Source organism: Paraburkholderia sejongensis, from assembly GCF_020880815.1.
Lineage (GTDB): Bacteria > Pseudomonadota > Gammaproteobacteria > Burkholderiales > Burkholderiaceae > Paraburkholderia > Paraburkholderia sejongensis.
Map to the genome: position 1 here is coordinate 142,797 of NZ_JAJITD010000015.1, position 18,075 is coordinate 160,871.

Consider the following 18,075-nt stretch of genomic DNA (forward strand, 5'->3'; position numbering starts at 1 on the left):
GCGCGCGGGCTGTCGAACGCGGCGGCTCAGGCGCCGCCCGGGACCTGGTCAAGGAACCCGGTGACCGCCTGCAAGCGGCCTTGCTCGTCGACTACGCCAAAGTCCGATCCCTTGACGATCGACTCGCCCGCCGGCGTGGTCAGCGCCCACGAAAACCGCAGCCGGTTCGCGAAGCCGTCGACATCGGTCGTACGGCGAAACGTGTGCTGCGGAAAGCGCTCATGCACCGCGCGAATCATCGCGTCGATGCCGTCATGGCCGCTGCCCGCGAGCAGCGGGTCGCGATAGTCCGCGTCGGCGCTCCACGTCGCGGCGATCAGCTCACGACGGCGCGCGCCATCTGTTTCGTTCCATGTGTCGAAATAACGGTCGATCAGATCGGTATGCGCATTCATCTCGAACTCCTTGATTGATTTGCAGGACTGAGCACTTCGCGCCGCACACGTCGTATGCGCCGGGCTCGGTATCAAGCTTCGGCGTTTGCGCGCATCGAGTCGATTACGTCGCAGGTAACTTGCCGACGTAAATGCATTACCTCGCACGTAATGGACTTCTCGCGCGCATTCACTATCATCGATGCCATGAACACACTTTCACTTGCACACACGGCGGCATCGCCCGCGCCGGCAGCAAGCCGCACGGTCGGCGATCTGCTACGCGAATGGCGGCAACGGCGGCGCATGAGTCAGTTGCTGCTCGCCACCGAGGCCGAAATTTCGACCCGGCATCTGAGCTTCGTCGAATCGGGCCGCGCACTGCCTAGCCGGGAGATGGTCATGCATCTGGCGGAACGCCTCGATGTGCCGTTGCGCGCGCGCAATGCGCTGCTGGTCGCCGCCGGTTACGCACCGCTCTTTCGCGAACGTCCGCTGTCCGACCCGCAACTGGCCGCCGCGCGCGAAGCGGTCGAACTGGTGCTGAAGGGACACGAGCCCTACCCGGCGCTGGCGATCGACCGGCACTGGACCATCGTCGCCACCAACAACGCGCTCGCGCCTTTGTTGAGCGGCGCGAGCGCCGAACTGCTGCAGCCCCCGGTCAACGCGCTGCGTCTGAGTCTGCATCCGCAAGGCATCGCCGCATCGATCGTCAACTGGCATGCGTGGCGCGAGCATGTGCTAGCGCGCCTGCAACGGCAGATCGAGGTGAGCGGCGACGACACGCTGAGCGCGCTGCGCGACGAACTCGCCGGCTATCCCGCGCCGCCGGATGCGGACGCCGCCGACCCGGCCGATGCCGGCTTCAATCAGGTCGCCGTACCGTTGCGGCTGCGTACACCGATCGGCGTGCTGTCGTTTTTCAGCACGACCACCGTGTTCGGCACGCCGGTGGACGTGACTTTGTCCGAGCTCGCGATCGAAGCGTTCTTTCCGGCCGATCAGCAAACCGCGGCGGCACTGCGCGCGTTTGCCGCCGGCGAACGCGCGGCCAGCGCCGGCGCCACTGCCGATGTCAATGCCCGCGCCGGGTAACAACCAACACAATCCAACGCCACTATGTCCGTCAACGCCCGCACCCCGCTGATTCGCCAACTCGGCCCAACCGACCGCGACGCCTATTTCCAGCTTCGTCTGCGCGGACTGCGCGCGCATCCGGCGGCGTTCGGCCAGAGTTACGAAGAGGCGCTGGCAAAAGGCGCCGCACATCATGACGCGACGTTGCAGAGCTCGTCGGCGGAAGGCACGTTCCTGCTCGGTGCGTTCGCTTCAGACGACGCGCCGCTCGTCGGCATAGTCGGGCTGCTGCGCCACCAGGCCGACAAGGAGCGCCACAAAGCGAACGTCGTCGGCATGTACGTCGCGCCGGAGGCGACTGGGCGCGGCGTCGGACGGGCATTGCTCGGCGAGCTGATTAGCCGCGCGGCGCGCGTCGACGGACTGCGGCAGCTCCAGTTGACCGTCGGCAGCCGCAACGACGCCGCGCGCAAGCTGTACGAGGCGGTCGGGTTTCGCAAATACGGCTGCGAGATCGAAGCGTTGAACGTCGGCGGCGTATTCCACGACGAGGACCTGATGGCCCGCTTCCTGTAACGACCGACCATCCGCTGCGGCCGGCACGCCGCACGCAGCGGGTGGCGCGCCGCCGGAAAGCCCATGTTGTCAAACCCGATGTTGTCAAACCAATCGCGCGGCGCTGCACGTGGAAATGCGCTTTTAGCTCCCGTTCAGTCCGTGCCCATCGCGCCGATGCCCCCGCCGCCTGCCCGGCTACCCGGCCAGAACCCGCGATCCGTGCTATCTTTTCAGGTTGCTTTTTTGTCGCTGCGTCAATCACGTAGCGTGTTTCCGGCCGTCGCCCCGCGGCCTCGATTCGCGGCTGTTACCGCTGCCTGTCTGTCAACTTATCCATGTCCGACCTCTCTACCTCACTTCCGCGCGTGCCGCGCCGTTTCGACGTCAATCCGAAACCGCTGGTCATTGCGCTCATCCTGATTGCGCTCGGCGCTATCTATCTGGCACAAGCCGTCAGCGGCCGTCAGGCCGCGCTCTACGTGGTCGGCGCGCTGCTCGGCATGTCGCTGTATCACGCGGCGTTCGGTTTCACGTCCGCATGGCGGGTGTTTATCGCCGATGGCCGCGGCGCCGGTCTGCGCGCGCAGATGCTGATGCTCGCGCTCGGCGTGTTGCTGTTCTTCCCGGCGCTCGCCGCCGGTACGCTGTTCGGCCATCCGGTCACCGGGCTGGTCGCGCCCGCCGGCACCTCGGTGCTGGTCGGCGCGTTCATGTTCGGCATCGGCATGCAGCTGGGCGGCGGCTGCGCGTCCGGCACGCTGTACACGGTCGGCGGCGGCAGCACGCGGATGCTGGTGACGCTGGCGGCGTTCATCGTCGGTTCGGTCGTGGCGACCGCCCATATGCCGTTCTGGACCGCGCTGCCGTCGCTCAAGCCGCTGTCGCTGGTCAAGACGCTCGGCGCCGGCCCGGCCATCGCGCTGAACCTCGTGATCTTCGCGGTGATCGCCGCGCTGACCGTGCTGGTCGAACGGCGCCGTCACGGCCGCCTCGTGAACGAGCCGGTGCGTGCGCCGCATGCGTCGCCGTGGCTGCATGGCCCGTGGCCGCTGTTCGTCGGCGCGATCGCGCTGGTCCTGCTCAATTTCGCGACGCTCGCGCTGTCTGGCCGGCCGTGGGGCGTGACGTCCGCGTTCGCGCTGTGGGGCGCGAAGATCTTCGGCGCGCTCGGCGTCGACGTCGCCAGCTGGCCGTACTGGGCCGCTCCGGCCAACGCCGGCTCGCTCGCCGCGCCGGTTAGCCATGACGTCACGTCGGTGATGGACTTCGGCATCGTGCTCGGCGCCATGACCGCGGCCGCGCTCGCCGGCCGCTATGCGCCGGTCTGGAAAGTGCCGGCGCGCTCGCTGATCGCCGCGCTGGTCGGCGGCCTGATGCTCGGTTACGGCGCCCGCCTCGCCTACGGTTGTAACATCGGCGCATATTTCAGCGGCATCGTGTCGGGCAGCCTGCATGGCTGGCTGTGGCTCGCCGCGGCGTTCGCCGGCAACGTGCTCGGCACCCGCCTGCGGCCGCTGTTCGGCCTCGAAGTCGAGCGCATCCGTTCGACCGGCTGCTAGTCCTTACACACCTCGTTACAAACGCTGCCCGCCGCCCCGGTTTGTAACCGGGGCAACATCCCGCCGTTACATCTCCGACCTGTCCCTAAGGCCGTTACAAAAGCAGTACTTATTACTGCGTCTTTGCGCGCCTTTCTATTTCCTTTCTTATTCAGGCAGCCTATCCGGCGACTCGAGGCTCGCCCTTCGATTTGATCGGACAATATTGCCGAACGCCCGTGCGACAAGGGTTTCCACGAATTAGAGGGAAATCTCGGTCGGTCAAAAATTCTGTTCGCATGAGTCATTACGGTGACCTGAAAAAGTTACCGAAAAATCATTCATTTTTTTGAGATATTTTTGCGACAAGGGATTGCTTTCTCTTTTTACCCTTCATACAATTCGTCCCAAGCTGTTACGAAATGTAACGCGATGTATCAAAAGTTGCAGGTCTGTATCAGGCCGCAACATGTAACCGGAGGGGTGCCTCCGGCGAGGCAGAAAAGAGATAACGGCAAAAAGCCGACAGAGTAATTCGGGGCTTCGGAAACAGAAAAAATGGACCGTAGCAGCGAGACGCTGGATTCAATCCGCGAAATCAACTTGTCTTACATCATGCTCGCGCAACGCATGTTGCGTGAGGACAAACCGGTCGGCATGTTCCGGCTGGGTTTGTCGTCGGAACTGGCCGATCTGCTTGCCGGGCTGTCGCTCGCGCAGATCGTCAAGCTGGCCTCTTCCGATCAGCTTTTGTGCTTCTTCCGCTTCAACGACCATTCGATGCTCTCGGCGTTGACGCAAACCACCAAGCACACCGCAGTCGCACCGACTCATACGGCGATCCTGCTCGCAGGCCAGCCCGCCGAGCAATTTGCCTGACCGGGGTAACCGCAATGCTCAAGCGAAGCCTGACCGAAGACGCACAGGAAGTATTCCGCGCGATCGCGCTGATCGAGCTCGGCGCCCGCATGCAAGTGCTGGAAAGCGAACTGACGCTCTCGCGCGACCGCATGATCCGCCTGTACCGCGAGGTCAAGGGCGTATCGCCGCCCAAAGGCATGCTGCCGTTCTCGGCGGACTGGTATATGACGTGGCTCGCGAACATTCACGCGTCGCTGTTCTACAACACGTACCTGTTCCTGAAGAACGAGGCGCGCTGCTCGCATCTGGACGCGCTGACCAAAGGCTATCGGCTGTATCTGGAGCATTGCCAGCACAGCGAAACCGAACCGGTGCTCGATCTGACGCGCGCATGGACGCTGGTGCGTTTCTTCGACGCCGACATTCTGCAGTTGACCCGGTGCTGCCGCTGCACCGGCAAGTTCGTCGCGCACAAGCACGACCTGCAGCACAACGTGGTGTGCGGCGCATGCCAGCCGCCGTCGCGTGCCGGCAAGACCAAGAAGGCGGCCGCCGCCCGCCAGGAAGCGCTCGAAGCAGCGCAGGTTGCTCAGGCCGCCTGAACGACCAGATTCGCCCGACCTCGACGGGGCCAAACCGTTTCGAACCGAAGCTCATAAAAAATCCGCGTCAGCTCACGTGAGCTGCGCGGATTTTTTTTCGCCTGCGTTTCCGATCTTCCGGTCTTCTGGTCTTTCGATCGCTCAGCCGGCGAGCCCCACCGTCTGCGCGACCAGCCACAGATTCGCCGCGCTGATCGCAACGAACAGCCCCCACACCAGCAATCGCGTCGGCAGCCTGTTCGCGAACTCGCCCATCAGCGAGCGATCGTTAGTCATCCGGATCAGCGGATAAAGCGCGAACGGCAATTGCAGACTCAACACGACCTGGCTCGCGACCAGCAGTTGGCCGACCGCGCCGTTGCCGAGCATCTGCACGCCGATCAACGCCGGAATCAACGCGAGCGCGCGCGTGATGAAGCGCCGCTGCCAGCACGGAATCTTCATCTTCAGAAAGCCTTCCATGATGACCTGCCCCGCCACCGTGCCGGTGAAGGTCGAGCTCTGGCCGGACGCGAGCAGCGTGATCGCGAACAGAATCGCCGCGAAGCCGGTGCCGACGATCGGCGCGAGCAGCCGGTACGCGTCCTCGATCTGCGTGACCTCGCGATGGCCGGTCGCGTGAAACGCGGCGGCCGCGAGAATCAGGATCGCCATGTTGATCAGCGCGGCGAGCACCAGCGACGCGATCGTATCGATGCGCGAGAGCCCGATCGCGGAACGCAGGCTCGCCGGATCGCGCTTGACCGCGCGGGTCTGCACGATCGACGAATGCAGATAGAGGTTATGCGGCATCACCGTCGCGCCGAGAATGCCGATCGCCAGATACATCGACTCGCGCGAGCTGAGCGCCTGCCACGATGGCACGAGGCCTTGCGCGACCGACGGCCAGTGCGGCTTCACGAGCGCGAGTTCGATGATGTAGCCGACGCCGATCGTCGCGATCAGCCCGAGCATGATCGCTTCGAGATCGCGAAAGTTCTTGCCCTTCAGACCGAGCACGATCAGCGTGTCGAACGCGGTCAGCAGCACGCCGGTGGTCAGCGAGCAGTTGAACAGCAGGTGAAACGCGAGCGCGCCGCCGAGCACCTCGGCCAGATCGCACGCGATGATCGACAGTTCCGCGAGCAGCCACTGCACGCGCGCGACGTTCGGCGAATAGCGCGCGCTCGACAGTTGCGCGAGGTCGCGTCCGGTGACGATGCCGAGCCGCATGCTCAGGCATTGCAGCGCCATCGCCGCGAGACTCGACAGCAGCACGACGAACAGCAGGCTGTAGCCGTAGCGCGAACCGGCTTCGATCGCGGTGGCCCAGTTGCCCGGGTCCATATAGCCGATCGAAATCAGCAGGCCGGGGCCGGCGAACTGCAGGATTTTTTTCCAGAACGGCGCGCCTGGCGAGACGGCGACCGAGCCCTGTACCTCGGATGGGCAGAACGGCGCGGTCGCGGTGGTCGGTAGTTTGAACAGCAAGCCGGGACTCTCTCGATGGGGAATCGATACGACGCCCGGGGTGGGCGTCGCGAACCGGCTCAAGTGTACAAAGAAACCTCCGGCAATGTCCCGCTCAGCGCGTAGCGGCCGACGTCGCGCACGCGATAGTCGAGCGGGTCGTGCAACGTGTGCACGCGCGCGTTGCGCCAGAAGCGGTCGAGCGCGAGCGGCGCATGGGTCGCGCGGGCGCCGCATGCGTCGAACAGCTGTTCGCCGAGTTCGAGCGCCGCGCGCTGCGCGACGATCTTCGCCTCCGAGGTGGCGAGCGCGACCCGCGCGCGGCTGTCCGCATCGAGCGTTGGGCCTTGCTGCCACGCTTGATCCAGTGCGTGCGCGGCGCGCGTGGCCAACGCCTGCGCGCTGACCGTCTGCAGATGCATCTCGCCGAAGCGCTGGATCAGGTAGGGATCGTCGGTGGCTTTGGCGACGCCGGCACTGATCCACGGCCGGCCGTGCTGGTTCACGTACGCGCGTGCTTCGTCGAGTGCGCCCTGGGCGAGGCCGACGAACAGATTGGTTAGCACCTGTTGCGAGATCAGCGTGCGCAGACTCGCATGCGGCGTGTCGGGCCGCTCCAGCACTTCGTACGGCTCGATCCGCACGCGCGTGAACGACACGCTGCCGCTATCGGTCTGGCGCTGGCCGATCGGATTCCAGTCGTCGTGGACGGTGATGCCGTCGCGCGTAGTGGGCAGCGCGGCGAATATCGTCTTGCCGGTTGCGGGGTCCTGCGCGGACACGGTCATCATGTGCGAGCCGCGCGTGCCGGAGCAGAAGCCTTTCTGACCATCGAGCAGATAGCCGCCGTCGGGCGTCGCGCTGGCGATGAGCCGGGTGTCGAGCGGATTCACCGCATTGCCCCACCACCAACGGTGCTCGACGGTGCCGCGCAGATAACGCTCGCGTTGCCGTGGATTGCCCCACAGATCGATGCTCACCACCTGCAGGCAGGTGAAGCCGAGCAGATGCGCGAGCGCGCTGTCGACCCGCGCCAGTTCGCGCACGACGTCGTAAATCTCGGACCAGCGCGCGCCCGCGCCGCCGAATTCGCGTGGCACCGCGAGCGTCAGCAGGCCCGCGTCGGCGATCCATTGTTTTTCCTGCGCGGCGTGACCGCCGTCGCGATCGCGTTGCGCGGCGCTGGCGCGCAATGCGGCGAGTAGCGCCGACAGGTCATGCGCGGGAAGAGATTGCTGCTGCTCGCGCACCTGCGCGATGCCGTCATGCACGAAAGTCACTGGCTGGCTCTGCTGATGTCGTTGGCTCGATCCGGGCGATGATAGAGAGCGTCGCGCACGCATGTCTACGAAGCGATTCGCACAAGGAAAGCGCGAAAAACGATTTGCACGCGACGCATGCGAAAACGCCGGGCGCGCGCTTGCGCGCGGCCCGGCGTTAAAAGTACTGAATAGCGAAGCGACTGCGAGACCGGCGTGCGGCGCTCGCTCAGCGTTTCGCGACGACTTGCTGCGCGTGCTCCGCCACGGCGGCACCCTGCTGCACCGAAGACGATCCGGAGACCGAAGCAACCGGCGCCGCGGCAACACGCGAAGCAGCGACAGGCACCGCCGGTGCCGGCGCCGCCCCAACCGCCGCCGCGCCCGGATCGCCCGCCTGCACATCGCCCCAGCCGCCGCCGAGCGCGCGAATCAGATTCACGGTCGCGACCGCCTGCGTACCCGCGAGGTGGCTCGCCTGCAATTGCGACAACAGCACCTGGCGCTCGCCGTCGATCACGTCCAGATAGCTGACCGCGCCTTCGGTGTACTGTGTACGCGACAGATGCGCGGCCCGTTGCGACGCGTCGACCGCGTTGTTCTGCTCGCGCATCTGATCGTCGAGCAGACGCAGATCGGCCAGGTTGTCCTCGACCTCGCGAAACGCGACCAGCACCTGCTGCCGGTATTGCGCGACGTCCTCGTCATACTTCGAGCGCGCCTGCGCGAGGTTGGCCTTGCGCCGGCCGCCGTCGAATAGCGGCAAGGTCAACGCGGTGCCCGCGAGCGGTCCGAGGATGAACGCGCGGCTCGACCACATGAACAGATCGCCGAGCGTCGCGGATTCAAAGCCGAACGCGCCGGTGATATCGAGCTTCGGGAAGAACGCGGACTTCGCGAGCCCGACCCGCGCATTGGCTGCCTGCATCGCACGCTCGGCCGCCGCGATATCAGGCCGGCGTTCGAGCAGCGCCGACGGCAGACCCGGCGGCACCCGCACCGTCATCGGCGCGAGCGGCGCTTCCGCAAACGAGAAATCCGCCGGCGGCTTGCCGAGCAGAATCGCGAGGCTATGTTCGGACGCCGCGCGCTGGCGCGCGACACCGACCGCATCGGCCCGTGCGCTCGCGAGTTCGTTACGGGCGCGCGACAGATCCAGCTCGCTGATATCGCCTTCCCGGAAGCGCCGCTCGACCAGCTTCAGCGTATCCTCGCGCAGCGCGACGGTGCGGCGGTACAGATCCTGATCGGTATCGAGCTCGCGCAACTGGAAGTAGTTCTGCGCGACGTCGGCCTGCAACGACAACTGCACCGAACGGAACAATGCTTCGCTCTGCTGCTCATCGGCGCGCGATGCGTTGACGTTCGAGCCGACCCGCCCGAACAGATCCGCCTCATACGATGCGCCGACCTGCGCGCGCCAGATCGTGCCGGTCGTGCCGCCCGCGCTGTCCGGCAGAAATTGCGAAGCTGCCGACGCCCGTTCGCGGGTCGGGCCGAAGCCCGCGTCGAACTTCGGGAACCAGTCGGACTTCGCGGCCTGGGTCACCGCGCGCGCCTGCTGCACGCGCGCCGCCGCGGCCTTCAGATCCTGATTCGCGGCCGCGGCCTGCTCTTCGAGCGCATCGAGTTGCGGGTCGCCGAATACTTTCCACCACTCGCCGCGCAGCGCATCGTCGTTCGGTTGCGCGGGCTTCCACGTCCCGGCGTTTTGCGCGGTGGTTGCCGGCACCTCGGATGCAGCGGTCGACGCGGTCACCGGCGCTTCCTTGAACGCGGCCGGCGCAGCGACGTCGGGTCGCTGATAGACCGGCTCCACCGAGCACGCGGCCAGCATCGCAAGCAGCAAACCGCTCGCCGCGGCCCGGCCCCAACCGGATAAAAGATCACGCGATTGATAGCGTTTCATTATTGTTTTCTCCATTAGGCGTCCGTAACGGCCGCCCCATAACGCGGCGAATCCTTCTGCGCGACGTGCACGGTGCCGCCCGCGAGCGTACGCAGCACCACGTAGAACACCGGCGTCAGCATCAGCCCGAACAGCGTGACGCCGAGCATCCCGAAGAACACCGCGACGCCCATCGCGTGACGCATCTCCGAACCCGCGCCGGTCGACAGCACCAGCGGCACCACGCCCATGATGAATGCGATCGACGTCATCAGAATCGGCCGCAGACGCAGGCGGCTCGCCTCGATCGCCGCCGCGAGCGGCGTGCGTCCATCGTGTTCGAGTTCGCGCGCGAATTCGACGATCAGAATCGCGTTCTTTGCCGACAGCCCCACCAGCACCATCAAACCGATCTGCGTGAAGATGTTGTTGTCGCCGCCGGTCAGCCACACGCCGGTCAGCGCGGACAGCACGCTCATCGGCACGATCAGGATCACCGCGAGCGGCAGCGTCAGACTTTCGTACAACGCCGCGAGCACGAGGAACACCAGCAGCACGCTGATCGGGAACACCCACATACCCGCATTGCCGGCCAGAATCTGCTGATACGTGAGGTCGGTCCATTCGAGCTTCACGCCGCGCGGCAACACTTCGGCGGCCACGCGCTCGGCCGCGGCCTGCGCCTGTCCCGACGAAAAGCCCGGCGCCGGTCCGCCGTTGATATCGGCCGCGGTATAGCCGTTGTAGCGCACCACCATCTCCGGCCCGAAGGTCGGCGTCACCGTGACGAGCGACGACAACGGCACCATGTCGCCGTACGTATTGCGCGTCTTCAGTTGCAGGATGTCGTCCGCGCGTTGACGGAACGGCGCATCGGCTTGCACCCGCACCTGATACACGCGGCCGAAGCGGTTGAAGTCGTTCACGTACAGCGAGCCCAGATAGATCTGCATCGTGTTGAACACATCGGTGACCGGCACGCCGAGCTGCTTCGCCTTCACGCGATCCAGATCGACGTTCAGTTGCGGCACGTTGATCTGATAGCTGGAGAAGCTCGGGCCGAGTTCCGGCGTCTGCGCGGCGCGCTTCACGAACGCTTCGGCGGCCTTGTTCAATTCCGCGTAGCCGAGCGCGCCGTGATCCTCCAGCTGCATCTTGAAGCCGCCGAGCGTGCCGAGACCGAGCACCGGCGGCGGCGGGAACACCGCGACGAACGAGTCCTTGATCGCGCCGTACTGCTGATTCAACGCACCGGCAATCGCACCGGCCGAAAGTTTGCGGTCGCCGCGTTCCTTGAACGGCTTGAGCGTGACGAACACGATCCCCGCGCTCGAACTATTGGTGAAGCCGTTCACCGACAAACCCGGGAACGCGACCGCGCTTTCGACGCCCGGTTGCTTCAGCGCAATCGCACTCATGTCGCGAATCACCTTCTCGGTGCGATCGAGCGACGCGCCGTTCGGCAGCTGCGCGAACGCGATCAGATACTCCTTGTCCTGCGCGGGCACGAAGCCGCCCGGCACGATGCGCGCGACCAGCACCGTCGCGCCGAGCAGGATCGCGTACACCGCGAGCATCGCGCCCTTACGGCGCAGCACGCCGGTCACGCCGCGGCCGTAGGCTTCCGAGCCGCGCTGGAACACCTTGTTGAAGCGCCGGAAAAAGCCGCCGAGCAGCTTGTTCATCACGCGCGTCAGCCAGTCTTCCTTTTCGCCGTGGCTGCGCAGCAGCAACGCGGACAATGCCGGCGACAGCGTCAGCGAGTTGAACGCGGAGATCACCGTCGAGATCGCGATGGTCATCGCGAACTGCTTGTAGAACTGGCCGGTCAGGCCCGTCATGAACGCGAGCGGCACGAACACCGCGACCAGCGTCAGCGCGATCGCGATGATCGGCCCGCTCACCTCGCGCATCGCTTTATAGGTCGCATCGCGCGCACTGAGCCCGCTGGCGATGTTGCGCTCGACGTTCTCGACCACCACGATCGCATCGTCGACGACGATACCGATCGCGAGCACCATCCCGAACAGCGACAGCGCATTGATCGAGAAACCGAACGCCAGCAGCAGCGAGAAAGTCCCGACGATCGACACCGGCACCGCGATCAACGGAATGATCGACGCGCGCCACGTTTGCAGGAACACGATCACGACGATCACGACCAGCGCGATCGCTTCGAGCAGCGTGTGAATCACCGCCTCGATACTGGAGCGCACGAACTGCGTCGGGTCATAAACGATCCGGTATTCGACGCCGGCCGGCATGTCCTGCGCGAGCTCCTTCATCGCCGCGCGCACCTGCTCGGAAATCGCCAGCGAATTCGCGCCGGGCGCCTGATTGATCGCGAGCGCGACCGCCGGCTTGTTATCCAGCAGCGAACGCAGCCCGTATTCGGAAGCCGCCAGTTCGATGCGCGCGATATCGCGCAGATAAGTCACGCCGCCATCCGGCGCGGTCTTCACGATGATGTCGCCGAATTCGCTCTCGGTTTTCAGGCGGCCGCGCGCATTCACCGACAACTGCAACTGCGTGCCCGGCACCGACGGCGACGCGCCGATCACGCCGGCCGCCACCTGAATGTTCTGCTCGCGAATCGCGTTGACGACTTCGGTTGCGGTCAGGCCGCGCTGCGCGACCTTCTGCGGATCGAGCCAGATCCGCATCGCGTAGTCGCCCGAACCCCACAGCTGCACTTCGCCGACGCCCTGAATCCGCGCGAGCCGGTCCTTCACGTTCAACAGCGCGTAATTGCGCAGATACGTCATGTCGTAGCGGTCGTTCGGCGAGATCAGGTGCACGACCATCGTCAGCGTCGGCGAACTCTTGATCGTCGTCACGCCGAGCCGCTGCACGTCCTCCGGCAGACGCGGCAGCGCCTGATTCACGCGGTTCTGCACGAGCTGGGTCGCGAGGTCCGGATCGGTGCCGAGCTTGAACGTAACGGTCAGCGTCAGATTGCCGTCGCTATTGGCTTGCGACTGCATGTACAGCATGTTCTCGACGCCGTTGATCTGCTCTTCGAGCGGCGCGGCGACCGCCTCGGCGATCACCTTCGGGTTCGCGCCCGGATACTGCGCGTGCACCACCACCGACGGCGGCACCACTTCCGGGTACTCGGAAATCGGCAGCTTGAAGAGCGCGATGATGCCCCCGAGCAGGATCAATACCGACAGCACTCCTGCAAAGATCGGGCGATCGATGAAGAATTTGGATATGTTCATGGGAAGCTCTTAAAGTTGGTGCAGGCGCCGCGGCTCACGAATTGCCGTTCGCATTGGCCGCTGCCTTCGCACGCGACTGCGCGAGCGGCGCGCTGTTCGGGTCCTGGTCGGCGGTCATCGGCACCATGTGCGCGCGCACGGCATCGCCGGGCCGTACCCGCTGAATACCGTTCACGACGATCCGGTCGCCCGGTTTCAGACCATCCTTGACCACGCGCAGATTGCCCTGCATCGCGCCGGTCGAAATCTCGCGATACACGACGTGATTGCCCTGATCGACGACCAGCACGAATTTCTTGTCCTGGTCGGTGCCGACCGCCGCGTCGTCGATCAGCAGCGCCGGATGCGGCTCGCTACCGCCCACTTTCACGCGTGCATACAGGCCGGGAATCAGCGCGCCGTCTTCGTTGTCGAACTTCGCGCGCACGCGGATCGTGCCCGACGAGGTGTCCAGACGGTTGTCGACCGATTCGATCACGCCGTTGCGCGAGTAGCCGGTCTCATCGGCCAGACCGAGCTGCACCGGCACCTTGCCGCCGTCCTTCGCGCGACTCAGGTATTGCAGGTAGGTCTGTTCGTCCGCGTCGAACGATGCGTAGATCGGCGACACCGACACCAGCGTGGTCAGTGGCGCGGCGCTGGCGCCCGCCGACACCACGTTGCCCACCGTGATTTCCGCCCGCGACACGCGGCCCGACACCGGCGCGACGATCCGCGTATAGCCGAGATTGATCTTCGCGGTTTCGAGCGCGGCTTGCGCGGCCTTCAGGTTCGCGCTCGCCTCGCGTGCGGCGTTCTGCTTCTCGTCGTAGTCGCGTTTGGCGATCGCGTTGTCGACGATCAGCCGCTGCGCGCGCTCCCAGTCGCTTTGCGTGTAACCGGTACGCGCCTGCGCGGCCGCCAGTTGCGCCGCCGCACGGTCCACTTCGGCCGCGTACGGACGCGGATCGATCACGAACAGCGTGTCGCCCTTTTTCACCAGCGCGCCGTCCTTGAAGTTCACCGACACGATCGTGCCCGGCACTTGCGAACGCACGTCGACTTTTTCGACCGCTTCGAGGCGGCCCGAATAGGTCTGCCAGTCGGTGATCGTTTTTTGAATCACGGTCGCGACGTCGACCTCCGGCACGATGGTCGGCGCGGCCGGCGAACTGGCATCCACGCGAATTGCACCGAACGTGCCGAGCCCGGCGAGGACGAGAACGGCCAGCGCGGCAAGCGTGACGCGGCGGCGGGAAAGCGGAAGGATAGTCATGAGTAGCTCCAGGTATCGTTGCTTGATTTGTGTTTATCGATGAGCGCGCGCGTCGAAGCGCCACTGGAAAAAGCGCACCGCTTCCTGCAAAGCGGGCGGATGATCGGCAAGCGCCGCGTGCGAGACGCTCGGATAACGCACCACCTGGGTGCGTACGCCGGCATCGATCAGATTGCTCGCGTATTTCTCGGCCTCCACGTGCAGCACGTCGTTCTGCGCGGTCGCGATCAGCGTGGCCGGCAAACCGGACAGCCGGCACGATTCGAGCGGCGCCGCATACGGGTGCATGCGCTGCGATGCTTGCGGCAGGTACGCGCGGTAACACGCGGCGCACTCGCGCGCGGTGATGTCGGAGCCGAGCCGCTGTTCGTCGCCCAGCCGCGTGAGGCTCGGATCGAGCATCGGCCCGAACAGCGCCTGCGCGACGATCTCGACGTCGCCGCGATCGCGGGCGATAAACGCCAGACAGTTGGCCAACTGCCCGCCCGCGTCGTGGCCGGCGACGCCGATCTTTCTGCTGTTGCCGCCGAATGCGCGCGCCCGCGTCTGCGCCCACAGCGCCGCGCGGTGCGCGTCTTCGGGCGCGGCCGGAAACGGAAAGCGCGGCGCGAGCGAGTAGCCGACCGACACGACGAGTGCCGGTAAGTGTTCTGCGAAATAACGCGCGGCGAAGTCCGCCTGATCTATCGAGCCCTTCGTATAGCCGCCGCCGTGAAAGTAAAGCAGCACCGGCAGTGAGGTCTTCTTCGCGAGCCGGTACAGGCGCAAGGTGATTTCCTGCGCATGGCCGTCGATCCGCACGTCGGTCACTTCGAGCACCGCGCCGCCGGTGTCCACCGCTTCATTGGCAGCGGGAACCGACGAGTACGGGAATTTGAATGCATCCATGTCAGCCGCGCAAACGCGCATAGAACTTCAATGGTGCGAATTGTGGGTTCGGCAGACTCGCAAATAAATGCCTATAATCCGGCAACACAATTCGGTGCCTCTGAACAATCGGCTCGCGATTGCGCTTGCGACTGTTCTCGCGGATTCCATTACCGCCGCCGCACCCGCCCCTTCTGGAGGTTTGCAATGGACCGGCTTCAGGCCATGCAAGTGTTCACCCGTGTCGTCGATACCAACAGCTTTACCCGTGCAGCGGAAACGCTCGATCTGCCGCGCGCGTCCGTCACCACGATTATTCAGAACCTCGAAGCGTTTCTCGGCACGCGGCTGATGCACCGGACCACCCGGCGTCTGTCGCTGACGCCGGACGGCGCCGCGTATTACGAGCGCTGCGTGCGCATCCTCGCGGACGTCGAAGAAACCGAGGCGAGTTTTCAGAGCGGCAACAAGAAGCCGCACGGCAAGCTTCGCATCGATATGCCGGGCTCGATCGGCCGGCTGATCGTGATTCCGTCGCTGTGCGAATTTCACACCCGCTACCCGGATATCGATCTGCAACTGGGTCTGACCGACCGGCCCGTCGATCTGCTGCAGGAAGGCGTCGATTGCGTGGTGCGGGTCGGCGAGTTGCAGGATTCGTCGCTGGTCGCGCGCCGGATCGGTATTTTCGAAGGCGTGACCTGCGCGTCGCCGGACTACATCAAGCACGCGGGCATGCCGACGTCTCTCGAAGATCTCGACAACCACAAAGCGGTCAATTATTTTTCGAGCCGCACCGGCCGCACGATCGACTGGGCATTCATGGTCGACGGTCAGGAAGTGGAAGTGAAGATGAAGAGCATCGTGTCGGTCAACGACGCCGATGCGTACGTGACCTGCGGAATCGAAGGCTTCGGCCTGATCCAGCCGGCGCTGTTCATGGTGCTGCCGCATCTGCGCTCGGGCCAGCTGGTCGAGGTGCTGCCGGAGATGAAGCCGCTGCCGATGCCGATTTCGGCGGTCTATCCACACAGCCGGCACCTGTCGCCGAAAGTGCGGGTATTCGTTGACTGGATCGCCGAGCTGTTCGACCGTTGCCCGTTGCTCAGCGGCCGCGGCAGTCTCGATGCGACCTGCACGAAGCGCACGTTCGAAGAACGCGAGTCCGCGCCGACGCTCGACACGCCGGTGATGTCGGAGTGGGTCGCCTGAGCGGACCACGCGCTCGCCAACTGAAACACTCAATTCCAGCCGCGGCACTAATGCCGCGGCTGGCGCATAAAAGCCCTGCATATCAGGCACATTCCGCGTGCCGCCGCGTTGGTCGCGCGATTGTTCTGGAATCGCGACAATTCATTTCGCAAAAGCGCGATTTATCCGCGCGACGCCCACGTCTACATTTCACCCTGTCGCGGCACCACCCGTGCCGCCAATGAATCGACAGGAGTGAATCATGAAACGCCATCTGCTCGCAGGTCTTGCTCTTTCGCTGCTGGTCAGCGCGCCGGTATTTGCCGAAGGCGGCGGCGGCATCGGCCGTGCCGGCACTTATGACACGCAACCGGCGCCAACCGCCAGCACCAAAACGCGCGCCGAAGTCAAAGCCGAACTCGTCGCCGCGTACCGCGACGGCTCGCTGCCTTCGCTCAATCGCAACTCGTATCCGAACAAGGGCCTTGTCGGTGAGACGCAAGCCGCGCGACTCGCGCTGCAGGAAGGCACGAACGGCGAAGTGACCCGCGTCGCGAAAGGCCAGTAAGCGCTTCGCACCTCTTTATCAAGGAGTACATCATGACCCCATCGGAACTCGACAACTGGGATACCGACACGCCTGTGTGGACGCCGTATCGTCCGTCGCATTGAGCGTTGTTCATCGCCGGTCTCGGCCTTTGCCGACATGCGCCCGCGGACTTGGCTCCGCGGGCGTATTGCTTTTGAAAGCGGTTTTGAAAGTGCTTTTGAAAGCATCTGTCGCCGGCGTCCACGCATCCATCGACGTTTCCCTATAATCGAAGACCCGCTTCGTTCTGTTCACGCAGCGTGTTTGTGCACTTCACCACAGGAGCACCAACGATGGATTATGTGAAACTCGGCCGCACCGGTCTCGATGTATCGCGTCTTTGTCTCGGCTGCATGAGCTATGGCGTGCCCTCGCGCGGCACGCATCCGTGGTCGCTCGACGACGAAGCGGCGCGTCCCTTCATCAAGCAGGCACTCGATCACGGCATCAATTTCTTCGACACCGCGAACGTCTATTCGGACGGCACCAGCGAGGAAATCGTCGGCCGCGCGCTGAAGGACTTTGCGAAGCGCGACGAGATTGTGCTGGCCACCAAGGTCAATAGCCGCATGCATCCGGGGCCGAACGGCGCGGGCCTGTCGCGCAAGGCGATCATGGCCGAGATCGACCACAGCCTGCGGCGCCTCGGCACCGACTACGTGGACCTCTATCAGATTCATCGCTGGGACTATCACACGCCGATCGAAGAAACGATGGAAGCGCTGCACGACGTCGTGAAGGCCGGCAAGGCGCGTTATATCGGCGCGTCGTCGATGTACGCGTGGCAGTTCTCGAAAGCCTTGCATGTCGCCGAGCGCAACGGCTGGACCCGTTTCGTGACGATGCAGAACTACGTGAATCTGCTGTATCGCGAGGAAGAGCGCGAGATGCTGCCGCTGTGCGAGAGCGAAGGGATTGGCGTGATTCCGTGGAGCCCGCTCGCGCGCGGACGCCTGACGCGCGACTGGGACACCGAAAGCGCGCGCTCGGAAACCGACGAATTCGGCCGCACGCTGTACGCGCATACGCAGGATGCGGACCGGCAGATCGTCGAGCGCGTCAGCGAGATCGCGAAAGAGCGCGGCGTGCCGCGCGCGCAGGTCGCGCTTGCGTGGGTGTTGCAGAAGAAGCCGATCACCGCGCCGATCGTCGGGGCGACCAGGCTGCATCATCTCGATGATGCGGTGGCGGCGTTGTCGCTGAAGCTTAGCGACGAAGAGATCCGGCGTTTAGAAGAGCGTTATGTGCCGCATGCGGTGACGGGGTTTAAATAAGCGGCGCGACTCATAACCGGATTGATCGAAGTCGCGCGGAACGGCTCACAATTGCACCCGTCGTTTCGC

The 18,075-nt window shown here is 64.7% G+C and carries 15 protein-coding genes; 8 read left to right on the plus strand and 7 right to left on the minus strand.

Annotated features, from left to right (window positions below):
- Nucleotides 1-26: 26 nt before the first annotated feature.
- Nucleotides 27-395: a nuclear transport factor 2 family protein gene (locus LJ656_RS26085; RefSeq protein ID WP_230512408.1), complete on the minus strand. Its 369-nt coding sequence runs from the start codon at nt 393-395 to the stop codon at nt 27-29.
- 186 nt (nt 396-581) lie between these two features.
- On the opposite strand from LJ656_RS26085, the gene LJ656_RS26090 reads away from it, so the two are divergent.
- From LJ656_RS26090 to flhC, 5 genes are all read left to right on the plus strand, one after another.
- The gene (locus LJ656_RS26090) at nt 582-1,472 is read left to right on the plus strand and encodes a helix-turn-helix domain-containing protein (RefSeq protein WP_230512409.1); all 891 of its coding nucleotides are present in this window, start codon (nt 582-584) and stop codon (nt 1,470-1,472) included.
- Nucleotides 1,473-1,496: 24 nt separating this feature from the next.
- Nucleotides 1,497-2,030: a GNAT family N-acetyltransferase gene (locus LJ656_RS26095; protein WP_230512410.1), complete on the plus strand. Its 534-nt coding sequence runs from the start codon at nt 1,497-1,499 to the stop codon at nt 2,028-2,030.
- Nucleotides 2,031-2,347: 317 nt separating this feature from the next.
- Complete coding sequence (locus LJ656_RS26100) at nt 2,348-3,571, plus strand: YeeE/YedE family protein (protein WP_230512411.1); 1,224 nt, start codon at nt 2,348-2,350, stop codon at nt 3,569-3,571.
- A gap of 537 nt (nt 3,572-4,108) precedes the next feature.
- On the plus strand, nt 4,109-4,429 hold the full coding sequence (gene flhD, locus LJ656_RS26105) for a flagellar transcriptional regulator FlhD (protein WP_075297569.1): 321 nt from the start codon (nt 4,109-4,111) through the stop codon (nt 4,427-4,429).
- A gap of 14 nt (nt 4,430-4,443) precedes the next feature.
- Nucleotides 4,444-5,013, plus strand: a complete 570-nt coding sequence (gene flhC, locus LJ656_RS26110) for a flagellar transcriptional regulator FlhC (protein ID WP_075297567.1) — start codon at nt 4,444-4,446, stop codon at nt 5,011-5,013.
- A gap of 141 nt (nt 5,014-5,154) precedes the next feature.
- Here flhC and LJ656_RS26115 read toward each other — a convergent pair whose 3' ends face one another.
- From LJ656_RS26115 to LJ656_RS26140, 6 genes are all read right to left on the minus strand, one after another.
- On the minus strand, nt 5,155-6,483 hold the full coding sequence (locus LJ656_RS26115; RefSeq protein WP_230512412.1) for an Nramp family divalent metal transporter: 1,329 nt from the start codon (nt 6,481-6,483) through the stop codon (nt 5,155-5,157).
- A gap of 59 nt (nt 6,484-6,542) precedes the next feature.
- Entirely contained in the window at nt 6,543-7,721 is a 1,179-nt protein-coding gene (locus LJ656_RS26120; protein ID WP_425606014.1) for an acyl-CoA dehydrogenase family protein, read from the minus strand.
- A gap of 229 nt (nt 7,722-7,950) precedes the next feature.
- Nucleotides 7,951-9,630: an efflux transporter outer membrane subunit gene (locus LJ656_RS26125; protein ID WP_230512413.1), complete on the minus strand. Its 1,680-nt coding sequence runs from the start codon at nt 9,628-9,630 to the stop codon at nt 7,951-7,953.
- A 14-nt stretch (nt 9,631-9,644) separates the two neighbouring features.
- On the minus strand, nt 9,645-12,830 hold the full coding sequence (locus LJ656_RS26130) for an efflux RND transporter permease subunit (protein WP_230512414.1): 3,186 nt from the start codon (nt 12,828-12,830) through the stop codon (nt 9,645-9,647).
- 34 nt (nt 12,831-12,864) lie between these two features.
- Nucleotides 12,865-14,085: an efflux RND transporter periplasmic adaptor subunit gene (locus tag LJ656_RS26135; protein WP_230512415.1), complete on the minus strand. Its 1,221-nt coding sequence runs from the start codon at nt 14,083-14,085 to the stop codon at nt 12,865-12,867.
- 33 nt (nt 14,086-14,118) lie between these two features.
- Nucleotides 14,119-14,973, minus strand: coding sequence for an alpha/beta hydrolase (locus LJ656_RS26140; protein WP_230512416.1), 855 nt, complete (start codon nt 14,971-14,973; stop codon nt 14,119-14,121).
- 186 nt (nt 14,974-15,159) lie between these two features.
- On the opposite strand from LJ656_RS26140, the gene LJ656_RS26145 reads away from it, so the two are divergent.
- The 3 genes from LJ656_RS26145 to LJ656_RS26155 all read left to right on the plus strand — a co-directional run bounded on the left by LJ656_RS26145 (nt 15,160) and on the right by LJ656_RS26155 (nt 18,006).
- Nucleotides 15,160-16,164, plus strand: a complete 1,005-nt coding sequence (locus tag LJ656_RS26145; protein ID WP_230512417.1) for a LysR family transcriptional regulator — start codon at nt 15,160-15,162, stop codon at nt 16,162-16,164.
- 241 nt (nt 16,165-16,405) lie between these two features.
- Nucleotides 16,406-16,711, plus strand: a complete 306-nt coding sequence (locus LJ656_RS26150; protein ID WP_230512418.1) for a DUF4148 domain-containing protein — start codon at nt 16,406-16,408, stop codon at nt 16,709-16,711.
- 314 nt (nt 16,712-17,025) lie between these two features.
- Nucleotides 17,026-18,006: an aldo/keto reductase gene (locus tag LJ656_RS26155; protein ID WP_230512419.1), complete on the plus strand. Its 981-nt coding sequence runs from the start codon at nt 17,026-17,028 to the stop codon at nt 18,004-18,006.
- Nucleotides 18,007-18,075: the final 69 nt, after the last annotated feature.